The sequence below is a fragment of the Pseudonocardia sp. Ae331_Ps2 genome (assembly GCF_001932405.1).
Taxonomy (GTDB): Bacteria; Actinomycetota; Actinomycetes; order Mycobacteriales; family Pseudonocardiaceae; genus Pseudonocardia.
In genome coordinates this window covers 563,375-587,728 of the sequence record NZ_MCIM01000001.1, presented here as the reverse complement: position 1 = coordinate 587,728, position 24,354 = coordinate 563,375, and the positions used below count along the sequence as shown (strand labels likewise).

Annotated in this window: 22 protein-coding genes; 18 read left to right on the top strand and 4 right to left on the bottom strand. The window is 72.4% G+C overall.

Features of this window, described 5'->3' with window-relative positions:
* Positions 1-31: 31 nt before the first annotated feature.
* The gene (locus Ae331Ps2_RS02905) at positions 32-1,075 is read right to left on the bottom strand and encodes an ABC transporter ATP-binding protein (RefSeq protein WP_083695163.1); all 1,044 of its coding nucleotides are present in this window, start codon (positions 1,073-1,075) and stop codon (positions 32-34) included.
* A gap of 313 nt (positions 1,076-1,388) precedes the next feature.
* On the opposite strand from Ae331Ps2_RS02905, the gene Ae331Ps2_RS02900 reads away from it, so the two are divergent.
* The 13 genes from Ae331Ps2_RS02900 to Ae331Ps2_RS02840 all read left to right on the top strand — a co-directional run bounded on the left by Ae331Ps2_RS02900 (position 1,389) and on the right by Ae331Ps2_RS02840 (position 16,819).
* Positions 1,389-2,159 carry an ABC transporter permease gene (locus tag Ae331Ps2_RS02900; protein ID WP_020621831.1) on the top strand — a complete coding sequence of 257 codons (771 nt, stop codon included), beginning with the start codon at positions 1,389-1,391 and terminating at the stop codon, positions 2,157-2,159.
* An 11-nt stretch (positions 2,160-2,170) separates the two neighbouring features.
* Positions 2,171-3,001, top strand: a complete 831-nt coding sequence (locus Ae331Ps2_RS02895; protein WP_020621830.1) for an ABC transporter permease — start codon at positions 2,171-2,173, stop codon at positions 2,999-3,001.
* A gap of 4 nt (positions 3,002-3,005) precedes the next feature.
* Positions 3,006-4,370, top strand: a complete 1,365-nt coding sequence (locus Ae331Ps2_RS02890; protein ID WP_020621829.1) for an MCE family protein — start codon at positions 3,006-3,008, stop codon at positions 4,368-4,370.
* On the top strand, positions 4,367-5,545 hold the full coding sequence (locus Ae331Ps2_RS02885; RefSeq protein WP_020621828.1) for an MCE family protein: 1,179 nt from the start codon (positions 4,367-4,369) through the stop codon (positions 5,543-5,545). The genes Ae331Ps2_RS02890 and Ae331Ps2_RS02885 overlap by 4 nt, the downstream gene beginning before the upstream one ends.
* Positions 5,542-6,603 carry an MCE family protein gene (locus Ae331Ps2_RS02880; protein ID WP_020621827.1) on the top strand — a complete coding sequence of 354 codons (1,062 nt, stop codon included), beginning with the start codon at positions 5,542-5,544 and terminating at the stop codon, positions 6,601-6,603. The genes Ae331Ps2_RS02885 and Ae331Ps2_RS02880 overlap by 4 nt, the downstream gene beginning before the upstream one ends.
* Positions 6,603-7,853, top strand: coding sequence for an MCE family protein (locus tag Ae331Ps2_RS02875; RefSeq protein ID WP_020621826.1), 1,251 nt, complete (start codon positions 6,603-6,605; stop codon positions 7,851-7,853). The genes Ae331Ps2_RS02880 and Ae331Ps2_RS02875 overlap by 1 nt, the downstream gene beginning before the upstream one ends.
* Positions 7,853-9,160, top strand: coding sequence for an MCE family protein (locus Ae331Ps2_RS02870; RefSeq protein ID WP_075310882.1), 1,308 nt, complete (start codon positions 7,853-7,855; stop codon positions 9,158-9,160). Before Ae331Ps2_RS02875 ends, Ae331Ps2_RS02870 begins: the two co-directional genes overlap by 1 nt.
* A 1-nt stretch (position 9,161) precedes the next feature.
* Complete coding sequence (locus Ae331Ps2_RS02865; RefSeq protein WP_075310884.1) at positions 9,162-10,517, top strand: MCE family protein; 1,356 nt, start codon at positions 9,162-9,164, stop codon at positions 10,515-10,517.
* Between the two features lie 207 nt (positions 10,518-10,724).
* Positions 10,725-11,393: a hypothetical protein gene (locus Ae331Ps2_RS02860; protein ID WP_139318961.1), complete on the top strand. Its 669-nt coding sequence runs from the start codon at positions 10,725-10,727 to the stop codon at positions 11,391-11,393.
* Positions 11,394-11,398: 5 nt separating this feature from the next.
* A complete protein-coding gene (locus Ae331Ps2_RS02855) occupies positions 11,399-11,965 on the top strand; it encodes a hypothetical protein (RefSeq protein ID WP_075310886.1) in 567 nt (188 codons plus the stop codon).
* Between the two features lie 163 nt (positions 11,966-12,128).
* The gene (locus Ae331Ps2_RS02850; protein WP_020621821.1) at positions 12,129-13,559 is read left to right on the top strand and encodes an aldehyde dehydrogenase; all 1,431 of its coding nucleotides are present in this window, start codon (positions 12,129-12,131) and stop codon (positions 13,557-13,559) included.
* Between the two features lie 13 nt (positions 13,560-13,572).
* Positions 13,573-14,388: a crotonase/enoyl-CoA hydratase family protein gene (locus tag Ae331Ps2_RS02845; protein WP_075310888.1), complete on the top strand. Its 816-nt coding sequence runs from the start codon at positions 13,573-13,575 to the stop codon at positions 14,386-14,388.
* A gap of 94 nt (positions 14,389-14,482) precedes the next feature.
* Positions 14,483-16,819, top strand: a complete 2,337-nt coding sequence (locus Ae331Ps2_RS02840; protein ID WP_075310890.1) for a CoA transferase — start codon at positions 14,483-14,485, stop codon at positions 16,817-16,819.
* Between the two features lie 85 nt (positions 16,820-16,904).
* Here Ae331Ps2_RS02840 and Ae331Ps2_RS02835 read toward each other — a convergent pair whose 3' ends face one another.
* Complete coding sequence (locus Ae331Ps2_RS02835) at positions 16,905-17,705, bottom strand: SDR family NAD(P)-dependent oxidoreductase (protein ID WP_075310892.1); 801 nt, start codon at positions 17,703-17,705, stop codon at positions 16,905-16,907.
* A 56-nt stretch (positions 17,706-17,761) separates the two neighbouring features.
* The gene (locus tag Ae331Ps2_RS02830; protein WP_075310894.1) at positions 17,762-18,382 is read right to left on the bottom strand and encodes a TetR/AcrR family transcriptional regulator; all 621 of its coding nucleotides are present in this window, start codon (positions 18,380-18,382) and stop codon (positions 17,762-17,764) included.
* Positions 18,383-18,495: 113 nt separating this feature from the next.
* Here Ae331Ps2_RS02830 and Ae331Ps2_RS02825 point away from each other — a divergent pair, with 113 nt between their 5' ends.
* The 5 genes from Ae331Ps2_RS02825 (at position 18,496) to Ae331Ps2_RS02805 (ending at position 23,570) form a co-directional block, all read left to right on the top strand.
* The gene (locus Ae331Ps2_RS02825; protein WP_075310896.1) at positions 18,496-19,473 is read left to right on the top strand and encodes a PDR/VanB family oxidoreductase; all 978 of its coding nucleotides are present in this window, start codon (positions 18,496-18,498) and stop codon (positions 19,471-19,473) included.
* Positions 19,474-19,538: 65 nt separating this feature from the next.
* A complete protein-coding gene (locus Ae331Ps2_RS02820; RefSeq protein WP_020627481.1) occupies positions 19,539-20,702 on the top strand; it encodes an aromatic ring-hydroxylating dioxygenase subunit alpha in 1,164 nt (387 codons plus the stop codon).
* Entirely contained in the window at positions 20,699-21,616 is a 918-nt protein-coding gene (locus tag Ae331Ps2_RS02815; RefSeq protein ID WP_075310898.1) for a hypothetical protein, read from the top strand. The genes Ae331Ps2_RS02820 and Ae331Ps2_RS02815 overlap by 4 nt, the downstream gene beginning before the upstream one ends.
* Positions 21,613-22,398, top strand: a complete 786-nt coding sequence (locus tag Ae331Ps2_RS02810; RefSeq protein WP_020627479.1) for a Zn-ribbon domain-containing OB-fold protein — start codon at positions 21,613-21,615, stop codon at positions 22,396-22,398. Before Ae331Ps2_RS02815 ends, Ae331Ps2_RS02810 begins: the two co-directional genes overlap by 4 nt.
* Positions 22,395-23,570, top strand: a complete 1,176-nt coding sequence (locus tag Ae331Ps2_RS02805) for a transporter (RefSeq protein ID WP_043281721.1) — start codon at positions 22,395-22,397, stop codon at positions 23,568-23,570. The genes Ae331Ps2_RS02810 and Ae331Ps2_RS02805 overlap by 4 nt, the downstream gene beginning before the upstream one ends.
* A gap of 10 nt (positions 23,571-23,580) precedes the next feature.
* On the opposite strand, the gene Ae331Ps2_RS32975 is transcribed toward Ae331Ps2_RS02805, so the two are convergent.
* Positions 23,581-24,180, bottom strand: coding sequence for a TetR/AcrR family transcriptional regulator (locus Ae331Ps2_RS32975; protein ID WP_075310900.1), 600 nt, complete (start codon positions 24,178-24,180; stop codon positions 23,581-23,583).
* Positions 24,181-24,354: the final 174 nt, after the last annotated feature.

Below are 24,354 nucleotides of genomic sequence, written 5' to 3'. Positions count from 1 at the left end.
GACCGTCCGGCACAGGGGTCCTCGTCGGCGCTCATCGCACGCGCGGCATCTCGGCGGTCTGCTCGGCGTCACGCCAGCCGTGACGGCCTCCCGGTAGCTGCGCGGTGGCGGCCGGCGCCGCCGTCGCGGCGTGGATCGCCTCCTGAGCGGCCGGGCCGAGGGTGTGCATCATGTCCGCGACCCGCCGACGGCGACGGGCGACGGCCTTGCGCTCCGGTACGCCGGGTGAGGTGGTCAGCTGCGGCTTCAGCGGAGGGAGCCCCTGGAGCTCGCCGGCCTCCTCCAGCTCGCGGGCGGCCTGGGCCGCGTCCTTCTCCTCGGACATGCCGATCGGTCCCTGACGACGGCCGTTCAGGAACTGCGCGACCACCGGCTCCTCGGAGGTCAGCAGCTGCTCGCGCGGCCCGAACATCGCCAGGTGCTTGCGGTACAGCAGGCCGATGTTGTCCGGCACGGTCTGGGCGGTGTTGATGTCGTGCGTGACGATCAGGAAGGTCGAGTCGGTCTGCGCGTTGAGGTCGATGATCAGCTGGTTCAGGTAGGCGGTCCGGACCGGGTCGAGACCGGAGTCCGGCTCGTCGAACAGGATGATCTCCGGGTCGAGGACGAGCGCACGGGCGAGCCCGGCGCGCTTGCGCATGCCCCCGGAGATCTCGCCGGGCAGCTTGCCCTCGTCGCCGCGGAGACCGACCAGCTCCATCTTGTCGAGGACGATGTCGCGGATCTGCGCCTCGGACTTCCTGGTGTGCTCGCGCAGCGGGAAGGCGATGTTGTCGAACAGGTTCATCGACCCGAACAACGCGCCGTCCTGGAACAGGACGCCGAAGAGCTTGCGGATGTCGTAGAGCCGGTTCTCCGAGCAGCGGACGAGGTCCGTGTCGTGGATGACGATCGAACCGCGTTCCGGCTTGAGCAGGCCGATCAGCGACTTGAGGAACACCGACTTACCGGTTCCGGACGGCCCCAGCAGTACCGAGACCTCACCCGCCGGCAGCGTGAGTGTCACGTCGGACCAGATGTTCGCCCGGCCGAACGACTTCGTCAGACCCTCGACCTTGACCTCGACGCCCTTCACGGCGCACCTCCTCGTGTCGCCCCCCGCGGGTGCGGCGGTTCCGATACTGGGACAACGACACAAGTTCTGTCAAGTGTCTCACCAGAAGTGTCTCGTTCGGGTGACGAAGTCGCCTCAAGCTACTCCGTTCAGGTGATAGATGAGACAGAGAACGAAACTTGTATCAGTGACGCTCGTTTCACCCGCTGACCCGGTTCCGTGCTCCCCGCACTGCTGTGGACCGATCGCTTCCCACCACCGTCGTCTCAGAGCAGAGGCCCCCGATGCAGCCCGACGTCGTGACCTGCGCCGCCTCCCCGTCCGGGGAGGCGTGATGCCCACACCGCCACTCGTCGCCCGCAGCGTGGCGCCGCTCGGCACGTTCTTCGCCTTCACGGCCGACACGTTCGTCGCCATGTTCAAGCGGCCGTTCCAATGGCGGGAGTTCGTCCAGCAGACCTGGTTCGTCGCCAGCGTGTCCCTCGGCCCGGCGATCCTGCTGGGCATCCCGTTCGTCGCCCTGGTGACGTTCCAGTTCAACCTCGTGCTGGTCGAGATCGGCGCGATCGACCTGAGCGGCTCGGGCTCGGCCTTCGCCACCGTCACGCAGATCGGGCCGGTCGCGACGACCTTCATCATCGCCGGCGCCAGCTCGACCGCGATCTGCGCCGACATCGGTGCCCGCCGGATCCGCGAGGAGCTGGACGCGATGGAGGTGCTCGGCATCGACGTCGTCCAGCGACTGGTGGTGCCCCGGGTCCTGGCGACCGCGGTCAACGCCTTCCTGCTGAACGGGGTCATGATCCTCATCGGCCTGGCCGGCGGCTACTTCTTCGCGGTCTACCTGCAGGACGCGAGCCCCGGCCAGTACATCGACTCGCTGACCCTGCTGGTCGGTTTCGACGACCTGGTGCACGGCGAGCTCCGCGCGGTCGTGTTCGGCGTCGTCGGCGCGCTCATCGGCTGCTACCGGGGGATGACCTGCAAGGCGGGTCCGCGCGGCGTGGGCAACGCCGTGAACGAGACCGTCGTCTACACGTTCCTCGCGTTGTTCCCGATCAACATCCTGCTGACGCAGATCCCCTACTCGCTCGGACTGGTGTGAGGACGTTGGCCATGCTCTCCTCCGTACGCAACGCCCTCGGGGCCCCGCTGCGGCTGCTCGACGACCTGGGACGGCAGGCCGAGTTCTACGGCAAGGGCGTCATCTGGATCCCCAAGGCGGTGAAGAGCTACAAGACCGAGCAGGTACGGCTCATCGCCGAGGTGGGGATGAGCACCGGTGCCCTCGCGGTCATCGGTGGCTCCTCGGTGATCACCTTCTTCATCACCCTGTTCGCCGGGGTCACCGGCGGCCTGCAGAGCTACGACGCGCTCGCGAACCTCCAGCTCGAGGCCCTCGGCGGCTTCGCATCGGCGATCATCAACCCCCGCCTCCTGGTGCCGATCATCGCCGGGGCCGCACTGGCGGCCACGGTCGGCAGCGGCTTCACCGCCCAGCTCGGTGCCATGCGCGTCTCCGAGGAGATCGACGCGCTGGAGGTGATGGGCGTGCGGTCGCTGCCCTACCTGGTCACCACCCGGCTGGTCGCCGGCATGATCACGATCATCCCGATCTTCGCGATGGCGATGGTCGGCGCCTGGGTGGGCTGGAAGACGACACAGGTCGGCTTCTTCGGGCTCTCCGAGGGGACCTTCGACCACTACATGCAGACGTTCATGCAGTGGCAGGACGTCCTCTACTCCTTCGCCCAGGCGATCGGAATCGCCGTCGTCGTGATCTCGATCCACACCTACTACGGCTACACGGCCTCGGGCGGCCCGGCCGGTGTCGGCCTGGCCGTCGGCAAGGCGGTCCGGACGTCGTTGATCGCGGTCCTGGCGGCCGAGCTGGCGATCTCCATGGCGCTCTACGCCGACTCCGACGCCTTCCGCATCACGGGATGACCAGGTGAACGACTCCTTCTTCACGCGGTTCAAGTACCGCGTCTACGCGCTGATCCTCATCGGTGTGGTGCTCGGCTTCCTGAGCCTGTGCACCGCCATGTACCTCAACGCCTTCGCCGACACGGTGCCGGTCACCCTGAAGGCCGACCGCTCGGGCCTGCAGATGTACCCGGGCAACCGCGTCCAGCTCAAGGGCGTCGACGTCGGGAAGGTCGGCTCGGTCTCGCTGGCCGACGGCGACCGCGGCGCGGTCGACATCGTCCTGGACATGGACGCCGACCGCATCGGCCAGGTGCCGGCCGACGCCCGGGTCTCCCTCGACCAGCTGACGGCCTTCGGTGCGAAGACCGTCCAGCTCACGATGCCCGCGACGCCGTCCGGCCGGATGCTGGCCGCCGGCGACCAGATCGCCACCGACTCGGTGACCGTCGAGGTCAACACCCTGTTCGACTCCCTCGACAGGATCCTCGACACCCTCGGGCCGCGCGAGGTCAGCGAGGTCATCGGGAACCTGGCGACCGCCCTCGACGGCCGCGGCGAGCAGGTCGGTGAGACCGCCTCGCAGCTGGCCGCGTACCTCAAGCGGTTCAACGCGAACCTCCCGCAGCTGCAGACCGACTTCCGCAAGGGCGCCGACCTGGCGAACCTCTACGGCGACGTCGCCGGTGATCTGGTGACGGTCCTCGACAACGGCGCGGTGACGAGTCGGACCATCGTCGAGCAGCAGGCCGACCTGGAGAGCTTCCTGTTCCAGATCTCCAGGGTGTCCCGGACCGGTGAGGCGTTCTTCCTCCAGAACCGGGACGGCATCCGGAACGTCACGCAGACCGCCCTGCCGACCACCGAGCTGCTGCGCGACTACTCCCCGATGTTCGCCTGCTGGCTCAAGGGCCTCGACAAGTCCCGGCAGCAGCTGGAACAGCAGCAGGGCAACACGGTGCCCGGCTTCGTGGGTCTGGTGACCCTCGAACCCGGCGACACCCCCTACACGAGCCCACCCGTCGTCGGTGCCGACAACGGCCCGGACTGCCACGGCATGCCGGACCTCGACGGGAGCGTGTTCCCGGAGTCCCTCATGAAGAACGTCGACAAGGGCGGCGAGCCCAACCCCGACGGCGACAACACCCTGCGCATCGGTGACCCGCCCCTGGTCACCCAGCTGTTCGGCCCGTTCGCCGGCGCCGGCCAGGAGCTCGGGCTCCCGGGCGAGCAGGTCCGTTCCGTCCCGGGTGGGCAGCCCGCGCCCGCCCCGGTCGATCCCGCGGCGCCCGTGCCGGCCGCGCCCGGCACGGAGTCCGCACCGCCGGCGGCGCCCCGCGAGAGCGGCGGCTTCCTCGGTGGCCTGTTCGGCGGGGAGGGCGGCCGATGAGCGAGATCTCCAAGGCCCAGAACATCACCGGGCCGCTGATCAAGACGACGGCGTTCGTCGTCGTGACGATGTTCGTGCTCGTCATCGTCAGCATCCAGATGGGTGCCGGCGGTACGGGCTTCGGTGCCCAGCGCTCCTACTCCGGGATCTTCACCGACACCTCCGGGGTCAAGGCGGGGGACTCGGTGCGGATCGCCGGGGTCGAGGTCGGCGCGGTCTCCGACGTGTCCGTCGTCGACTCCACCCTCGGGAAGGTCACCTTCACCGTCGACGCGACCCGCGAGCTGCCGGCCGACACGCAGCTGGCGGTCCGGTACCTGAACCTGACCGGCGACCGCTACCTCGAGGTCGCGCGGGGCCCGGCCGGGAACGGCGTCCTCGCCGAGGACGCGGTCATCCCGGTCGCCCAGACCCGGCCGGCGCTCAACCTGGACGTACTCCTCGCGGGTTTCTCCCCGCTGTTCGAGGGGCTGGCCCCGGACCAGATCAACCAGCTCAGCTCCGACCTCATCTCGGTGTTCCAGGGGCAGGGCGGCACGATCGAGTCCCTGCTGAGCAGGGTCGGGTCGCTGACCAACACCCTCGCCGACAAGGACGCGGTGATCGGGTCGGTCGTCGACAACCTCAACACCGTGCTCGGCACCCTCGACAAGCGCGCCCCCGAGCTCGAGTCGACGATCACCGAGCTCCAGCAGCTGACCTCCGGCCTGGCCGGCGACCGGCAGCGGATCGGTGACTCGCTCGACGGCGTGAACCGCCTGACCAGCAGCGTCGACCAGCTCCTGGGCAAGGTCCGCGGGCCGCTGAAGGGCACGGTTGACCAGCTCGACCGCGTGGCGAAGCAGGCGAAGGCCGGCGAGGCCGCCATCGACGAGAACCTGTCCCTGCTGCCGGGTGCCTACCTGCGGGTCAGCCGCCTCGGCTCCCGTGGCGCGACCTACAACCTGTTCATCTGCTCGCTCCGGGTGAAGACGACCGGACCGACCGGTGACCCGGTCTACTCGCCCTGGCTCGGCCCGGCCGACAACGTCGACCGCTGCAAGTTCGGCAACTCCCCGCTGGAGACGCCGGAACAGCGCGAGGCGAACCCGATCCCGCAGCAGGACGCCGCGGACCAGGGCCAGGTCCCCGACCAGATCATCCGCACCGACGACACGTCCGGAGGCGGGCGATGAAGCTGAGATTCCGGGAGAAGAACCCGGTGACCATCGCGCTCGCGGGCCTCGCGATCCTGGGGGTCCTGATGGTCGCCTCGTTCCAGCTGGCCGAGCTGGAGGTGTTCGCGGGCAAGCGCTACGAGGCACGGTTCACCGAGGCGGGCGGGCTGCAGGCCGGCAACACCGTGCGGATCGCCGGCACCGAGGTCGGCCAGGTCCGGAGCGTGACGCTGGACGGCGCCGACGTCGTCGTCGACTTCACGGTCAAGGACGTTCGCCTGAACGACCTGACCTCGGCCTCCATCGGCACCCAGACCCTCCTGGGCGAGCGCAACCTCGAGATCCGTCCCGACGGCCGCGCACCGCTGCCCGACGACGTGATCCCGCTGGCCCGGACCACGGCTCCCTACAGCATCACCCAGGGGATCGAGGACCTCACCCGGCGCACGGGCGAGATCGACATGAAGCAGGTCAGCGCGGCGCTGGACACCTTCACCGACGCCTTCGCGAACACCCCGGACGACATCGGGCCCGCCTTCGAGGGCATCACCCGGCTGTCCCGCACGATCGCCAGCCGCGACGCGGCCATCGGCGACCTGCTCCAGCGCGCCGAGTCCGTGACCGGGGTGCTGAACCGGCAGACGGCCAAGCTCAGCACCCTGCTCATCGACGGCAACAAGCTGCTCGGCGAGCTGGAGGCGCGCCGGGAGGTCATCGGCGAGCTCCTGGTGACGACGCGACGCGCCACGGACCAGATCAACGGTCTCGTCGACGACCAGCGCAACCGGCTGGCCCCGGCCCTGAACGAGCTGAACGGTGTCCTGGCGATCCTGAAGCGCAACGAGGGCAACATCGTCTCGTCGATCCAGCGGGTCTCCAGCTTCATCACCGGTCTCGGTGAGGGCCTCGCCGGCGGTCCGTACTTCGCCGGCCACGGCGACCTCGGCAACGCCGGGCCCACGCTGTTCCCGGCGGCGGACTTCGTCCCCGGCCTCGCCGTCCCCACGACGCCCCTCGAGGGTGCCGCCCCCACACTGCCGTCCGTCGGCGGTCTCATCGGCGCGGGAGGCAACTGATGTCGCGCATCCGAGCCGGATCGCTGGTCCAGCGGGTCCTCGTCGTCGGGCTGGTCGCGGCGGTCGCCGTCGCCGGGCTGATCGTCCTGATCAACGGCCAGTCCCGCACCGGGGTCGCCTACTTCACCTCGGTCAAGAACGTCTACCCGAACGACCGCGTCCGGATCCAGGGCGTCGACGTCGGGAAGATCGTCTCGATCGAGCCGGCGGGCGACAAGGTCCGCATGGAGTTCACCTACGACTCGCAGTACGAGCTGCCCGCGGACGTCAAGGCCGCCGTCGTCTCCCCGACGCTGGTCTCGACCCGCTTCCTGCAGCTCGCCCCGGCCTACACCGGTGGGCCGACGCTGCCCGACGGCGGAGAGATCCCGGTGGAGCGCACCGCATCGCCGCTGGAGTTCGACGACCTGAAGAAGCAGCTCAACGAGCTCAGCACGGCGTTGGGGCCCGACAAGGCGAACCAGAACGGCTCGCTCTCCCGGTTCCTGGACATGGCGGCGGCCAACGCCGCCGGCCACCAGGGCGCCGCGTTCAACGAGATGGTCCGGCAGGCCTCGGCCGCGGTCGAGACCCTGTCCGAGGGGCGCGGCGACCTGTTCGGCACGATCCGCAACCTCCAGGCGTTCGTGACCGCCCTCAAGCAGGTCGACGGCCAGATCGTCGAGTTCAACCAGCGCCTGGACACCGTGTCCGGGGTCCTGACCGACAACGAGGACGAGCTGTCCGCCGCCCTGGACGGGATCTCCCGCGCCGCGAAGTCGGTGGACGAGTTCGTCGCCACCAACGGCCCGGTGCTGAACGACTCGGTCGAGCAGATCGGGGACCTGACCCGGACCCTCGCCAACTCGCGCGACGACCTGGCGACGATCCTGCACGTCGGTCCCAGCACCCTGATGAACCTGTTCAACATCGTGTCCCCCCGGACGCACGCGCTGTCCGGCAAGCTCGTCGTGGACAACCTGAACACCCCGGCCGACTTCGTCTGCTCGACGTTCACCGCGGCCACCCAGGACCCGGTCAAGGGCATCGACTACTGCAAGAGCAACCTCGGCCCGCTGTTGAACCTCCTGCGCATCCAGCAGCCGCCGATCGGCATCAGCCCGATCGGTGTGCCCGGCGGCGGCGGACCGACCGACAACCGCCCGGCCCGCGACGAGCCGTACCGGCAGCCGACCCCGGGACCCGAGGCCCCGCCGGACCTCGACGCGCCCGGCCTCGGTGGCCTGCTCGTTCCCCAGGGAGGCAACTGATGCGACGGACGAGACGCGCCGGCGCGATCGCCGCGCTGCTGTGCTGCACGCTGTCGCTGACCGCGTGTGACTACCGTGGACTCAACGACTTCACGCTCCCGGGCGTGCCGGGCGTGGGCGACGGGGCCTACACGGTCGAGATCGAGATGCGCAACGTCGCCGACCTCGTCCCCAACAACCCCGTGCGGGTCGGGGACCAGCCGGTCGGCAACATCTCCGACGTCCGGCTCGACGGGTGGAACGCCGTCGTCACCGTCACCCTGGACGGCGACGTCCAGCTCCCCGCGAACGTCACGGCGAAGGTCGGTCAGACCTCGCTGCTCGGTGCGAAGTACGTCGAGCTGGACGAGCCGACCGACGCACCCGTCGGACGGCTCACCGACGGCGCCCGGATCGGCCTGGAGCGCGCGGGCAAGTACCCCGAGACCGAGGAGGTCCTCGCCTCGGTCGCGACGCTGCTCAACGGCGGCAACCTGCAGAACATCAAGACGATCACCCGCGAGCTGAACAAGGCCCTGGGTGGGCGCACGGACGACTTCCGCAGCCTGCTGACCGAGCTGGAGACCTTCAGCCGCGGTCTCGACGACCAGAAGCAGGACATCACCCGGGCCATCGACGGGCTCGACCGGCTCGCGGCACGGTTCGCCGAGGGCGACCAGAAGATCGACGGAGCCCTGCAGTCGATCCCGCCCGCCCTGGCCGTGCTCAACCGCGAGCGGGCCCACCTCACCGACAGCCTCGTGGCGCTCGGTGAGTTCGGGAAGGCGACCGACGCGGTCGTCGCCGAGAGCTCGGACAACCTGGCCCGCAACCTCGACAACCTGACGCCGGCGCTGCAGGGCCTGGCCGACGCGGACAGGTCGCTGACCGACTCGCTCGGACTGCTCGGGACGATCATCTTCCCGCTGCGCAACTTCGGCGAGACCTTCCAGGGCGACTACATCAACTTCTGGCTGACCCTCGACCTGACGCTCGGGACGCTGGACCAGAACTTCCTCACCGGCACGCCGGCGCAGGGCCAGCTGATCCGGCTGCAGGAGATCATGAAGGCGGGCGGCAACGCCCTGGAGGCGGCGAACCCGCTGACCGCACCCGTGCTGCCACCGGAACCGGGCGCGCCGATCGGCGAGCCGGGCCTGGACCTGCTCGGCGGAGCCGTGCCCAACCAGCCGCCCCCGGGCCCGCCGTCGGGAACCCTCGAACGACCGGCCCCGCCGGAGCAGACCGAACGCGAGCAGCAGCAGGAACAGCAGCAGCCCGAGGCCCCCTCCGGCGGCCTGCTCGGCGGCCTGACGGGAGGCAACTGACGTGATCACCCGCTACGTCAAGATCCAGATCGCGATCTTCACCGTGCTGACCCTGGTCGCCACCCTGCTGATCGTCTTCTACTACGTCCGGGTTCCCCAGGTCCTCGGCATCGGCCGGATCGCGGTGACCGCGACCCTGCCCGCGGCCGGTGGCCTCTACCCGAACGCGAACGTCACCTACCGGGGTGTCACGGTCGGGACGGTCACCGACGTCGACCTGGACCCCGAGGGCGTCCGCATCCGGATGACGATCGACGAGGACCGGGTCCCGCCGAGCGGGAGCCGCGCCGAGGTGCACAGCGTCTCCGCGATCGGTGAGCAGTTCGTCGACTTCGTCCCCCAGGACCCGGCGGCGGCCCCGATGGCCGACGGCGACCACGTCCCGCTGGCGCTGACCTCGGTCCCGGTGCCGACGGCCGGCGTGCTGCAGGGGACCGACAACCTGTTGACCTCGGTCGACCAGCAGAACTTCACGACCGTGCTGACCGAGTTCGCCGACGCCTTCCGCGGCATCGGGCCCGACCTGGGCCGGCTGATCGACAACACCGGCCTCCTGGTCGAGGAGGCCGGCACCGAGCAGAACTTCGCCGCCACCGAGAACCTCATCGACGACTTCGAGGGGTTCGCCGATCCGCAGCTCGCGACGAGCGACTCCATCCGGAACTGGGGACGCAACCTGGCGTCCTTCACCGGGCAGCTGCGCGAGAGCGACGCGGCGCTGCGGTCGGTCCTGACCGACGGCAACCGGGCCGCCCAGCAGGCCGACTCCCTGCTCACCGACCTCAGTCGCAGCACCCCGCGGCTGCTGAGCACGACCGAGGTGCTGACCCGCCTCGCCGAGGCCTACCACGCGCCGATCGAGCAGATCCTCGTCGTGTACCCGATGTTCACGGCGTCGTCGCTGGTCATCGCGCCGGAGAGCGAGCCCGGGATCTTCCGGTTCAACCTCGAGACCAACGTGAACCAGCCCAACTGCGTCGAGGGCTGGATACCCGCGGGTCAGCCGGGCGGCCCGCGCAACGCGATGGAGACCGGGGACGTCCCGCTGCCGGCGAACAGCTACTGCAAGCTGCCCCAGGACGACCCGACGCTGGCTCGCAGCGCGCGCAACCTGCCGTGCTTCGAGCCCGGATCGCCCCCCGGGCGGCGCGCCGCGACCATCTTCGAGTGCCGTGGTTCCGGGTTCAGCCCCACCTCGGCCGGCCGTCTGACCCTGCGTCCGGAGACCGGACTGAACAACGAGCCCGCCTTCGAGCCGCTCGGAGCCATCGGAGCGGTGAGCTCACCGGCCACCCCGCAGGACCGGATGACCCTGGAAGGCCTGATGACGCCGGCACCGGCCCCGGTGCCGTCATGACCTGCGGCGACCCGGGGGAGGACCCCGGGAGTGAGACAGAATACGTGAGATGTCACGATCGACACGGTTGTGACGGCCGTCTCCCGAGCCGTCCCGCTGTCGGCGTCCGCCCCCGGGTGGGCGCCCCCGACCGGCACCGGCCCCCCTCCGTCCCACCCACCCCCGGGGTGGGGCGGTCCGGTACCGCTGACCTGAGGAGCTGACGTGGTGAGAAGCACTTCCCTCGACCGGAGGGAGTCCGCGGCCCCGGCCGACGACGACCCGGTGGCCGAGGCCGCCGGGGCCCCGGCCCGGACCGTCGACGAGGCCGCGCTCCCGGAGGCCCCGCCGGTCGCGGTGGGCGAGGAGCAGGACGACGCCCCCGAGACCGACCCGCAGGCGGGGTCCGCCGAGGACGGACCCCGGCCCCTCGTCCGACGGCTGGTCCTCGCCGGCTTCGTCGTGGCGCTGGTCCTGGCGGTGATCGCGGGTGTGCTCTGGAACGGCACCCGGGCGGCGCAGGCCGATCGGGTCGCCGCGCTGGAGAAGGCCCAGGCGGCGGCCGTCGAGCTGACCTCGATCAACTACGAGACCGCCGAGCAGGACGTCCGGCGCGTGCTGGACGGCGCCACCGGAGACTTCGGCGGGCTGTTCGCCCAGAACCTGGACTCCTACATCACCCTGGTGAAGGAGTCGAAGGTCGCCACCACGGGCGAGGTGACGGGCGCGGGGCTGGAGAGCCTCGACGGTGACACCGCCCGCGCCATCGTCGCGGTCAAGGCGACGGTGCACAACCGGACCGTCCCGAACGGTGAGTCGCGGTTCTACCGGATGGTGACCGAGCTCCAGAAGAAGGACGGCGACTGGCTGGTGGCACGAGTGGAGTTCGTGCCGTGAGGCGCGTGCTGCGTCCGATCGGACGCGCGGCGACCGCCGCCGCCGCTCTGCCGCTCCGCGGCGCCCGTGCCCTCGCGAGCTGGTGGCGGGACCGTCCCCGGATCGCGACCCGGGTCCTCGCCGGCGCGGCGGTCGCGCTCCTGGGCCTGGCCGTCGTGTTCGCCGTGCTGCAGGTCCGCGCCACGCAGGCCGCGGACGCCGGGGACACCGCACTGGCGGTGGCGAAGGAGTCGGTCCCGAACCTGCTCTCCTACGACCACCGCAGTATCAAGACCGACCTGGACGCCCGCCTGAACGAGGTCGGCGGCCGCTTCAAGGACGACTACCGGAGCCTGGTCCGGGACATCGTCATCCCGGCGTCGGACCGCGACCAGCTGGTCACGCAGACCTCGGTCGCCGCGGCGGGCGTCGCCGAGCCGGCCTCGCCGGACCGGGTCCGGCTGACGATGTTCCTGAACCAGACCTCCACCCGGGCGGGGCAGCAGCAGCCCACGCTGTCCGGGTCGCGGGTCCTGGTGACGATGGAGCGCGACGGTGACCGCTGGCTGGTGACCGAGCTCAACCCGGTCTGAACCGGTTCCCGACGACGGCGCCGGGCCGCGGCGCGACCACGGCCCGGCGCCGTCGTGCTCGTCGCGAGGTCGGACGTTCGTCGCCGACAAACTAAAACAATTAGGCTATTGTCTTTAGGGAGTGGCGCCCGGCAGTCGGTCGCCGTCCTCCACAGGGGTGTGCATGGAACGGATCGGATCCTTCGTCGACGGTGCCTGGACCGACCGGGGCGCCGACCCGCTGCCGGTTCTCGAGGCCGCGACCGGGGAGGCGCTCGGTGAGGTCGTCCCGGCCGGCCCGGACGAGGTGAGCCGCGCGGTGGCGGCGGCCGGACGCGCCCGCGCCGGATGGGCGGCCACACCGCCCGCCGAGCGGGCCGACGTGCTGGACCGGTTCGCCGCGGCGCTGACCGCCCGCGCCCGGGTGACGGCGACCGAGGTGTCCCGGGAGAACGGGATGCCCATCCGGCAGTCCGTGGCGGCGAACGGGCACGGCGCCGCGGTGATCCTCGGCTACTACGCCGGACTGATCCGCGACGGCCTGCCGGACGACCACCGCTCGGGGCCGCTCGCCCGGTCGATCGTCCGGAGGCTGCCGATCGGCACGGTCGCGGCGATCACCCCGTGGAACTACCCGCAGGCGCTGGCCGCCATGAAGCTCGGCCCGGCGCTGGCCGCGGGATGCCCGGTCGTGCTCAAGCCCGCCCCGGAGACGACGCTGGACGCCGTCGCGTTCGCGGAAGCGTCGCTCGCGGCCGGTCTGCCGCCCGGGGTGCTCGGGATCGTGGCCGGCGGCCGGGAGACGGGCGCCGCGCTGATCGCCGAGCCGGACGTCGCGAAGGTCGCGTTCACCGGCTCCACCGGCGCCGGGCGCGCCATCGGCGCCGAGTGCGGCAGCCGGCTGCGGCCGGTGACGCTGGAGCTCGGGGGCAAGTCCGCCTCGATCGTGTGCGACGACGCCGACCTGGACCTGTTCGCCCGCTCGCTCCCGGCCGTCTCGCTCGCCAACAACGGTCAGACCTGTCACGCGTGCACCCGGATCCTCGTCCCCCGGTCCCGCTACGACGAGCTGCTGGAGCTGGTGACCGAGACCGTCCGCGCGCTGCCGGTCGGCGATCCGCTGGACCGGGGCACCGCGATCGGGCCCCTGGTCAGCGAGGCCCAGCAGCGCCGGGTGCTCGGCATGGTGGAGGCCGGCCGCACCGCGGGCGCCCGGATCACCACCGGCGGGGGAGTGCCGGCCGGTCTGGAGCGCGGGTGGTTCGTCGAGCCCACCGTCGTCGCCGGTGTCGACAACTCCGCCGCGATCGCCCGGGAGGAGATCTTCGGCCCGGTGCTGTGCGTGATCCCCTACGCCGACACCGACGACGCGGTCCGGATCGCGAACGACTCGCCCTACGGCCTCGGCGGCACGGTGTGGACCACCGACACCGAGCGGGGCGTCGCGCTGGCCGCCCGCGTGGAGAGCGGGACCGTCGGCGTCAACCACTACGCGCTCGACCCGAACGCCCCGTTCGGCGGCGTCAAGGACAGCGGCCTCGGCCGCGAGCTCGGCCCCGAGGGGCTGGCGCCCTACCTGTCGGTGCGCTCGGTCTACCTGCCGCCGGCAGCCTGAGAGGAACCCCGCCATGACCCAGCCCGCGCCGTCCACCAGCAGGACCGACGGTCCTGCGGTCCGGTACGAGACCCGCGGCGCCGTCGCCGTGGTCACGCTGAACCGCCCGCACGCCATGAACGCCGTGAACGCGGCCCTGTCCGAGGCCGCCGGTGAGGCACTCGAGGCCGCGAACGCCAATCCGGCGGTCCGCGCGATCGTCCTCACCGGCGAGGGCCGCGCGTTCTGCGCGGGCGCCGACCTGAAGGAGGTGGCGCGCGGCCACCGCATCGACGCGCAGGGGCACCCCGAGTGGGGCTTCGCCGGGATCGTCCAGCACTGGGTGGACACGCCGGTGATCGCCGCCGTCAACGGGTTCGCACTCGGTGGTGGGACGGAGATCGTCCTGGCCTGCGACCTCGCCGTCATCGACGAGACCGCGACGCTCGGCCTGCCCGAGGTGCGCCGCGGCCTGTTCGCCGCCGCAGGCGGGGTGATCCGCCTCCAGCGGCAGGTGCCGCTGAAGATCGCCCTGGAGATGACGCTGACCGGCGAGCCCGTCGACGCCGCCACCGCCAGGGAGTGGGGACTGGTCAACCGGGTCGCTCCGGCCGGGACGGCCCTCGACGTCGCGCTGGAGCTCGCCGGGACGATCGCGGCGAACGCGCCGCTCGCCGTCCGGCAGAGCAAGCACGTGGTGCACGCGACCCACGCCGGGGGATCGGTCTGGGAGCCCGAGGTGTGGGCGGTCAACCGGGAGGCGGTACGGGTGGTCTTCGGCAGCCGGGACGCCCGCGAGGGGGCCACGGCGTTCGCCGAGAAGCGCGAGCCGCGCTGGGAGGGCCGATGACCGGCGCCGCGATCGCCGGTCCGCAGACCACCGGGCTCGGCGAGTGTCTGCCCGTCGTCGCCCCCGCCGGAACCACAGTCGAGGAGACCCGCCCATGACCCGCCCCCTCGCCGCGCTGCGCGTGATCGACCTGTGCGACGGCCCGGCCGGGCTCTGCGCCACCCTGCTGGCCGACCTCGGTGCGGCCGTGGTCCGGGTCGAGCCGCCCGCGGGGGCACGGTCGCGGTCGGAGGAGCCCGTCCTGCACGGCGTCGGCCTGCCGTATGTCCTGCGTGGCCGCGGTGTGACCCCGTGGAGCCTGGACCTGGCTGAGGAGGGGGACCGGGAGCGTCTGCTCGCCGCGGCCGCGGAGGTCGACATCGTGGTGCTCGACGGGCCGGCCGCGGCGCTCCTGGACCCGGACGAGCTGCGCCGCCGGCTCCCCGGACTCGTCGTCGTCGCGCTGACGCCGTACGGCCTGACCGGTCCCCACCGGGACCGGGTCGTCACCGACGCGGTCCTCACCGCCGTGGGCGGGGTGCTGTCGCGCTCCGGGCTCCCGGGCGAGCCGCCGCTGCTGCCCCCGCCCGGCCTGGCCGACGGGACCGCCGCGGTCCAGGCGGCATGGGCGGCCCTCGTCGCCCACGTCCACGCGTCGCGGACCGGGCGGGGCGAGCTGGTCGACGTGTCGGCCCACGAGGCGGTCGTGCACGGGTTCGACCCGGGGTTCGGCACCCAGGGATCGGCGGCCGCCGGCCGGTCGGAGGACTTCCCCCGGGACCGGCCGGACGCCCGGGCCTTCTACCCGGTCTTCCGCTGCGACGACGGCCACGTCCGCATCTGCCTGCTGGCCACGCGTCAGTGGCGTGCGATGTTCGCGTGGCTGGGGTCGCCGGAGGAGTTCGCCGACCCGCGGTACGACACCATCCCGGCCCGCTTCGCGGCGGCCGACCGGCTGCACCCGCTGATCGCCGAGCTGTTCGCGGGCCGCAAGCGCGCCGAGCTCGTCGACGAGGGCGCCGAGCGGGGGATCCCGGTCGGCGGTGTCCTCGCCCCGTCCGAGGCCATCGAGGAGGCCCACTTCCGGATCACCGGCGCGCTCCGGCCCGTCGCGGTCGCCCCGGACCTGGAGGCGGTCGTCCCCCAGGGCTTCGCCACCGTGGACGGGGTCCGGGCCGCGGCCGAGGACCCGGTCGCCACGATCGTCGACGGCCACCCGTCGTTCCCGGAGCGGGCGCCCGTCACCCGGGACCCCTCGTCGTCCGAGCGTCCCCTCGCGGGCCTGCGGGTGCTGGACCTCGGGGTCATCGTGGCCGGCGCCGAGGCCGGACGGCTCTGGGCCGACCAGGGCGCCGAGGTGATCAAGGTCGAGAACGCGGGGTTCCCGGACGGGCTCCGGCAGTCCCGCCGCTGCGCGGGGATGAGCGCCTCGTTCGCCTGGGGGCAGCGCAACAAGCGCAGCATCGGGCTCGACCTGCGCACAGCTCGGGGGCGTGAGCTACTCCGCGCACTGGCTGCCGACGCCGACGTGCTGCTCGCCAACTTCAGGCCGGGCACGCTCGCGAAGCTCGGACTCGGTGCCGAGGACCTGCGCGCGGTCGCCCCGCGGCTGGTCGTCTGCGACAGCAGCGCCTTCGGCGCCTCCGGGCCGTGGAGCGGGCGGATGGGGTACGGGCCGCTGGTCCGGGCCGCCACCGGGCTCTCCTCGCTGTGGGCGGTCCCGGGGCGCGACGACGCGTTCTGCGACGGCGCGACCGTGTTCCCCGACCACGTCGCCGGAGCGGTGTCCGCGCTCTGCTCGCTGGCCGCGGTGATCGGCCGCGACCGTACCGGGCGGGGCGCGGCGATCGAGATCTCGCAGGCCGACGTCGCCCTGACCCTGCTCGGCCCGGTGCTCGCCGCCGAGTCCGTCGAGCGCGGTGCCGGTGCCACGGCGGGCCGCGCCGATCTCACGGGCGTGTTCGCCTGCGCCGGCGACGACGAGTGGGTGGTCGTCCAGGCCCGCGACGGGCGGGACTGGGACCGCCTGCGCACCCTGGTCGGCGGAGACGCGTCGGGGGCGTCCACCCCGGCGCAGCGTCGCGACCCGGACGGTCCGGCGCACCGGGCCGTCGCGTCCTGGGTGGCGACCCGGTCACCGGCGGAGGCCGTGCGGGACCTGCAGGCCGCGGGCGTCCCGGCGGGGGCGATGGTGCGCCTGCCCGAGGAGCCCGACGACGAGCACCTCGTCGCGCGGGGCGCCTTCTCGACGATGGAGCACCCGGACCTGCCGGTGGCGCTGCCGGCGAACACCGGCCCGGCGCGGTTCTCCTCGTTCCCGGTGCCGGCGCTCGCTCCTGCGCCCCGGCAGGGGGAGCACACCCGGGAGATCGCCCGGGAGCTGCTGGGGCTGTCCGACGCCGAGATCGAGGAGCTGCTCGAGGCGGGTGTGCTGCAGGAACCCACTCAGTAGGTCCGCCGGCACCGGCGGTCGAGGAGGTCGAGCAGGTCGCGGCGGAACACGTCGTCGTCGCCCGCGACCATGTGGCCGGTGCCCGTCAGTGCCCGCTCATCCCGCCGTCGACGGCGAGCGTGGCCCCGGTGACGTAGCCGGATGCCGGCGTCGCGAGGAACAGCATCGCCGCGTCCAGCTCGCGCTGGGTGCCGAGCCGGGCCAGCGGGAGCCCGGACAGGAACCCGTCGAGCACGTCGTCGGGCATCTCCCCGGTCATCTCGGTCCGGACGAAGCCCGGCGCCAGGGCGTTGACGCGGATGCCGCGGCGGCCGGCCCACTGCTGGGACAGGTCGCGGGTCAGCCCGAGCAGGCCCGCCTTGCTCGCCGAGTACGCGGCCTGGGGGAGCCGGGAGGCGACCAGGCCGAGGGCGCTCGCGACGTTGACGATCGCCGAGCCGGGGGGCATGTGCCGGGCGCACGCTCTGGCCATCCAGTAGGCGCCGTTCAGGTTGGTCTCGAGGACTCGGCGGAACCCGGCCGGCTCCTCCCGCAGCGCGGGGACGACGGTCGAGACCCCCGCGTTGTTGACGAGGACGTCGACCCGGCCGAACTCCGCGACCGCGGCCTCGACCGCCCGTTCGCAGGCGTCCTCGTCCGACACGTCGGCAGGCACCGCGAGGTGTCTGCGGCCCCGCGCGGTGACCGAGGCGCCGACCTCACCGAGCCGGTCGGCGCGGCGGGCGACCAGGACCACGTCCGCGCCGGCCTCCGCCAGAGCACCGGCGAACCCGGCGCCGAGACCGGAGCTGGCGCCGGTGACGACCGCGACGCGACCGTCCAGCCGGAAGAGGTCGTACAGGCCGGTGGCTCCCGCGGCGTCCTCGCCGCGTCCCGAACGAGACATGCGACGTACTATGTCACATGTCTCATCGAGTCCCGGCGTCAGCGCCGGTGCCGGTGTCAGTGACGGTGTGCCACGCCGTCGAGGAATGCCCGGATCGTGGCGACGAAGAGCTCCGCGCGGTTCAGGGAGTGGGCATCGACGGCCCGTGCGAGCTGTGGGGTCAGCGCCGGGTCCTCCATCGGGAACGGGTTGTCGCCGCTCTGGGACCGGTCGCCCACCGCCTCGGTCAGTGCGCTGCCCAGCGTCAGCTTCTCCAGCCCGTCGAGGAGCAGCACGTGGTCCTCCAGCGGGATGGGGCAGGACCGGAGCCGCTCGGCCGCCGCCTCGTGGCTGCGGACCAGCACCTCGCGCGGGAGGAACTGCAGGAGCAGGGGGGCCGCCGACGGGTGGGCCAGGATCGTCGCGCGGAAGTTGAGGGCGAGCAGGACGAAGAACTCCGTCCACGGGGCGTCGACGGCGACGTCGGGGACCGGCGTGTCGCGCACGACGGTGCGGGCGATCTCCGCCATCAGCCCGGCGCGGTCGTCGAAGTGGTGGTAGAGCGACGGCGTGCGCACACCCAGGCGTTCGGCGAGCCGGGGCATGCTGAATGCCTCGTAGCCGTCCTCGTCCACGAGGGCGAGGGCGGCGCGCGCGATCGAGCGTCGGGTCAGCGGAGCTGCCTTGAATACGGGCACCCGTCAAGTATGCAGCACCTTTGCGTCATCGTTTGACCCCCGACGCCTAAAGCCTTAAGGTTTTTCGTGTTGCCCGCCGAGTGACGGGTGGACGGAAAAGGCGGTGGTTGCTCATGAGCGAGCGCACCCCGGGGGAGACACTCGACCTGGAAGTCCGGTCGAGGACCGAGGTCGCCGATGACGTGGTCGCCCTGGAGCTGGCGGACCCGGCGGGTGGCGAGCTGCCCGCGTGGGAGCCCGGGGCGCATGTCGACCTGGTCCTGTCGCCGGGGCTCGTGCGTCAGTACTCGCTCTGCGGCTCCCGCGAGGACCGCGGTACCTGGACGGTCGCGGTGCTCCGCGAGGAGGACGGGCGCGGCGGGTCCCGGGAGGTCCACGACCGGATCGCCGTCGGGGACAAGGTCGCGATCCGCGGTCCCCGCAACCACTTCCCGCTGGTCGACGCCGAGTCCTACGTGTTCGTCGCCGGCGGCATCGGGATCACCCCGATCCTGCCGATGGTCGCCGAGGTCGACCGCCGCGGTCTGCCGTGGCGACTCGTCTACGGCGGGCGTTCCCGGTCCCGGATGGCGTTCGCCTCCGAGCTCACCGACCGCTACGGCGAGCGGGTCACGCTGCACCCGCAGGACCGGTCCGGGCTGCTCGACCTCGACGGGATCCTCGCCTCGGCCCCCGCCGGAGCCGCGATCTACTGCTGCGGCCCCGGGGCGTTGCTCGACGCGATCGAGGAGCGGCACGCCGAGCGGCCCGGGGCCGGTCCGCTGCACGTGGAGCGCTTCGCCCCGCGGACCCGGCAGGAACCGGCGGGCGGCGTCGGGGGTGACGAGGGCTTCGAGGTCGAACTCGCGTCGTCGGGCCGGGTGGTGCCGGTCCCGGCCGGCGTGAGCGTCGTCGAGGCGCTCGAGGAGGCCGGCGTCCCCGTCGAGACCTCCTGCCGGGAGGGCACCTGCGGCACCTGCGAGACCGCGGTGCTCGGCGGTACCCCCGACCACCGGGACTCGATCCTCGACGACGACGAGCGCGCCGCGGGTGACGTCGTCTTCCCCTGCGTCTCCCGGGCCACGAGCGCCCGTCTGATCCTCGACCTCTGAACGTATCGGCCGGTCCGCGACATCCGGCGGACGAGCACGGCACGCATGCCACGAAGGGAACAACGATGACCCGCTCCATCGCGCCCCGCGAGGACCGCATCCGGCGGACGCTCCAGCACCTCCGTGACGACAGCACGGACCGGTTCGACGAGGTCGCCTCGTTCGAGCCGCACGAGTTCACCGACCCGGAGGTCGCCCGGACCGAGCGGGACCGCGTGTTCGGCGAGGTGCCGTCGATCATCGCCCACGGTTCCGAGCTCCCGCGGCCGAACGACTTCATCACCCGGCAGATGCCCCGCAACAAGGTCATCGTCGTGCGTCAGAAGGACGGCGGCGTCAAGGCCTTCGTCAACCTCTGCCGCCACCGGGGCGCGTTGCTGGAGGAGCAGGAGTCCGGCCGCTGCCGCCTGTTCTCCTGCGGCTACCACCGCTGGTCCTACGACACCGACGGCAGCCTCCGCGCCGTCACCCGCGACAACACCTTCGGCGACATCGACCGGTCGCAGTTCGGTCTCGTCGAGCTCCCCTGCGAGGAGCGGCACGGGTTCGTCTGGATCGTCGACCGGGCGGGCGCCGAGATCGACGTCGCCTCCTGGCTGGGCGAGGACATGGACGGGATCATGTCCGGCTACGGCATCGAGAAACTCGTCGCCGTCCGGTCCGAGGGCTTCGACGAGCCGGTCAACTGGAAGGTCATGCAGGACGCCTTCCTCGACGGCTACCACATCCAGTACGCGCACCCCAACACCGCGGCCAAGCACATCCACACCAACGTCCTGACCATCGAGGACTTCGGCCGTCACTGCCGATTCATCGCGCCGCGCAAGACGATCGACAAGTACCTCGACGAGGACCCGGGGGACACGAGCCTGGACAAGCACATCACCGAGACCCACTTCCTGCTCCCGAACAGCACCCTGCTGCGCCAGCCCGACCACTTCCAGCTGCTGACCTTCCGTCCGCACCCCACCGACCCGGGCCGGTGCCGGATGGAGATGCGCCTGATGGTCCCGCCGGTCGAGGAGTCCGGGATGAACCGCGACAAGTGGGAGCGGTTGTGGGACAAGAACTGGAACATCCTCATCGCCGTCCTGCACGAGGAGGACTTCCCGCTGCTGCGCAGCTCCCAGGAGGGGATGGCCAGCGCGGACGGCGGCTCGATGCTGCTCGGCCGCAACGAGGTCGCCAACCAGGTGTTCCGGCGGGAGCTCCGGAAGCTGACGTCGTGATCCTCCACGAGTGGTACCGCTCGGTGCCCGAGGACCTGCGCACCGGGCTCCGGGCGCTGCTGGACGACGCGGCCGGGCACGACGCCGAGGCGGGCTTCCCCAGGGTGCGGCCGGACGACGGCCCGGACGTGCACCATCTCGTCGTCCACCTGCTGCCCGACGAGCGGGAGGTCGTGGAGGACCGCGGGGTGCCGGTCCTCGCGGCCTACCTGCAGCTCCGGGTCGCGTCCGACGGCACCGCGGTCGCGCGGTACGTCGTGCGGCCGGATCTGCGGTCCCGCGGTGTCACCACCCTGCTGTTCGAGAAGATCGGGCTGGACGTGCACGCCCCGGACGGCTGGGCCGGGACCGGTGCCCGGGAGGTACGGATCTGGGCGCGCGGGGACCACCCGGCCGCCCGTCGGCTCACCCGGCGGTTCGGGTCCCACGACATCTCCCGCACCCGGCACCAGTGGAACCTGCTGGCCCCGGTGCGCGGGCTGCGCCGCGACGACCTGCTCGCCGAGGTGCCCGCGGCCGCGGAGGTCGACGTGCGGGACGTGACCGGGCCCGACGAGCCCGCGGCGGTCCGCGGGATGCTCGGGACCCTCGCCGGTGACCCGCCCGCCGACGGGGCACTGGTCCGTGTGGCCGGCCGGTCCGGTGTGGACGGCGCCGTGTGGGTCGACGTCGCGGCGGACGAGGCGACCGAGTACGGCACCGCCGGCCGGATCCACGGCCCGGCGGTGTGGCCCGACGGGCGCGCCGACGCCACCCGCGCCGCGCTCCTGGTCGCGGCCATGGAGGAGATCGCCGGTGCCGGCCTGCCGGTCGCCGCGCTCGTCGTCGACGGCGACGACGACCGGCTCGTCCACCTGACCCGAGCGCTCGGCTTCGTGCACGAGCGGACCGACGCGGAGTACCTGCTGCGATGAGTGACACGACGACGGACCCGGCCACGGGGCGCACGGCGCCCGTTCTCGGCGACGGGGTCCCGGACGACCTGCCCGCGGTCGTCGCACGGCACGGCCAGGTGGTCGCCGCCGGCGACCTGGAGGCCACCCTGGCCGACTTCCGGCCCGACCGGGTCGGCCAGCTCGTCGCCTCGGCGCGGCTGCCCCGGACGATGGTCGGCAGCGAGGTGCTGAGCATCGAACGTCAGGCCGACGGGCTCATGGCGGCCCACATCCGCTACCGGCACGCCGACGGCGACACGACCGTGCTGCGGTCCCGCTGGGTGCGGCTGCCACAGGGCTGGCGGGTGTCGGAGGTGCGCAACGTGCCCGACACCCCGCCGGTCCTCGAGCCCCTGCCGGCCTACGACGACGACCTCCACGCCCCGCACCGGGCCGGGCTGGCCGCCGGTGAGCTGCGCATCCAGCGTTGCGGCCGGTGCGGCGAGTGGATATGGGCGCCCCGGGCGCTGTGCCCGGCCTGCCACGGGACCGACCTGGACTGGCCGGTCGTCGAGCCGTCGGGGTCGGTCTACTCGTGGACGCGGACCTGGCAGCCGTTCGCCCGGGAGGTGAGCGGGCACGTCCCTTACGTCGTCGTCCTGGTGGAGCTCGACGGCGCCGGTCGCCGGCGGGTGCTCGGCGTGCTGCGCGACGGGGACGCGACGACCCCGGCCGTCGGCGACCGGGTGCGGGGCGAGTTCGACCGGACCGGCGACGGCGCGGCCCTGCTGCGCTGGCGGATCGTGGAGGGGACCCGATGAGCGGGATGCGCGGGGCGGCGGCGGTCGTCGGGATCGGGCACACCCCGTTCCACAAGCGGGGCGAGGGCCCGGCGTCGGCGCTGCGCCTGACGCTGGAGGCCGTCCTGGCCGCCTGCGCCGACGCCGGGATCGACGCCCGGGAGCTCGACGGGTTCGTCTCCTACGCCAACGACCAGAACGAGGGCGTCGCCCTCGCCGCGGACCTCGGGGTCCGCGAGGTCCGCTGGTCGACGATGGTGTGGGGCGGTGGCGGCGGCGGGGTCGCGGCCGCCGTCAACGCCGCCGCGGCGGCCATCGCGGCGGGCCAGGCCGAGACGGTCGTCGTCTACCGGGGGATCACCGAGGCCGACGACGGCCGCGGCAGCTACGGCAAGGGCCACTTCCCGCCGCTGCTGCACGACCACGGCGTCCTCACCCCGGTCCAGATCTGCGCGCTGCGGACGCAGCGGATGATCGAGGTGGACGGGGTGCCCCCGTCGGCACTGGAGGCCCTCGTCGCGGCCGACTACCGGCACGCGTCGACGAACCCGGTCGCGGCCGGCCGCGACCGGGCGCTCGACCACGAGACCTACGCCGACGCGCGCTGGATCTCCGAGCCGCTGCGGCTCTTCGACTGCTCGCGGGAGAACGACGCGGCCGGTGCGGTCGTGCTGACCACCGCCGAACGGGCCCGCGGTCTCGCGACCACGCCCGCGTACGTCCTCAGCGGGGTCCAGGGGGCCGCGCGCGGCTGGTGCGAGTCCGCCGAGAACGACGAGCCCTACACCAGCGCCGGCTTCCACCCGGCGATGGTGGACCGGCTCTGGTCCGACGCCGGGGTGAAGCCGGGCGAGGTCGACGTCGTCCAGGTCTACGAGAACTTCAGCGGCCCCGCCGTCGCCGCGCTCATCGACCTCGGTCTCTGCCCGCCCGGCCCGGCCGCGGGGGAGTTCATGACGGTCGAGAACCTGTCCGCGCCGGACGGGCGGCTGCCGATCAACACCGCGGGCGGCAACATCGCGGAGGGGTTCGTGCACGGGATCGGCCTGGTGCTCGAGGCGGTGCGGCAGATCCGGGGCACCTCGGCCAACCAGGTCCCCGGGGCGCGGTCGTCGCTGCTGCTGGGGGGACCGATGGCGCCCCTGGTCAGCGCGACCCTGTTCGGTTCGGAGGAGATGCTCGGGAAGCGGTGAGGGCGCGGGCTCAGGGGAGGAACGCCGGCAGCACGAAGGTCCGGAGCTCCTCGCGCAGCGCGTCCTCGGTGACGACCGACCGGTCCCGTTCGAGCAGCAGCAGGTTGACCCCGGCGATCCAGCGGGCGGCCGCGCGCAGGTCGAGGTCCGAGCGCATCTCACCGCGGGTGATGGCGTCGAGGAAGATCGGCTCCCACATCAGCAGGGTGATGCCCTCGGCCAGGGTGTGCCCGCCGAGGGTGCGCCCGACCAGGCCGTGCTGTTCGGAGACGATCAGGAGCTGGACGACCGGGTCCCGGCTGCCCTTGTCGATGTTGTAGATCAGTCCCTCGACCAGCCGGTCGGCGAACGTCGGCCACCGCTGGATGTGGGCCTGCATCCGCGGCACGTTGATCAGGGCGCGTCGCTCCACGGCGGCGACGACGAGCGCTTCGCGGTCGGCGAAATGGCGGTAGAGGGTCGCGCGGGAGACCGACGCGGCCTTCGCGACGTCCTCCATGGTCGTCTTCGCGACCCCGAAGCGGCCGAAGCACTCCTCCGCCGCGCGGAGCAGCCGTTCCCGGACTCCGCCCCCCGCCCGTCTCAACGACTCCGACGGACCTGCTGTCATGGCCGGAGTGTAGCTGTGGTCCGGGCCGACCCGATCCGACACGGAACCGCGCGTCGCACCCTGTGCACCGCCATGACTCCGCTGCGTGACGCCCGGTCCGTCCGATCGTTCTCCTGTGTGGACCGGCACGCAGGCGTGCCGGCGGGTCCCGCCGTCGCCGGGAATGGTGTTCAC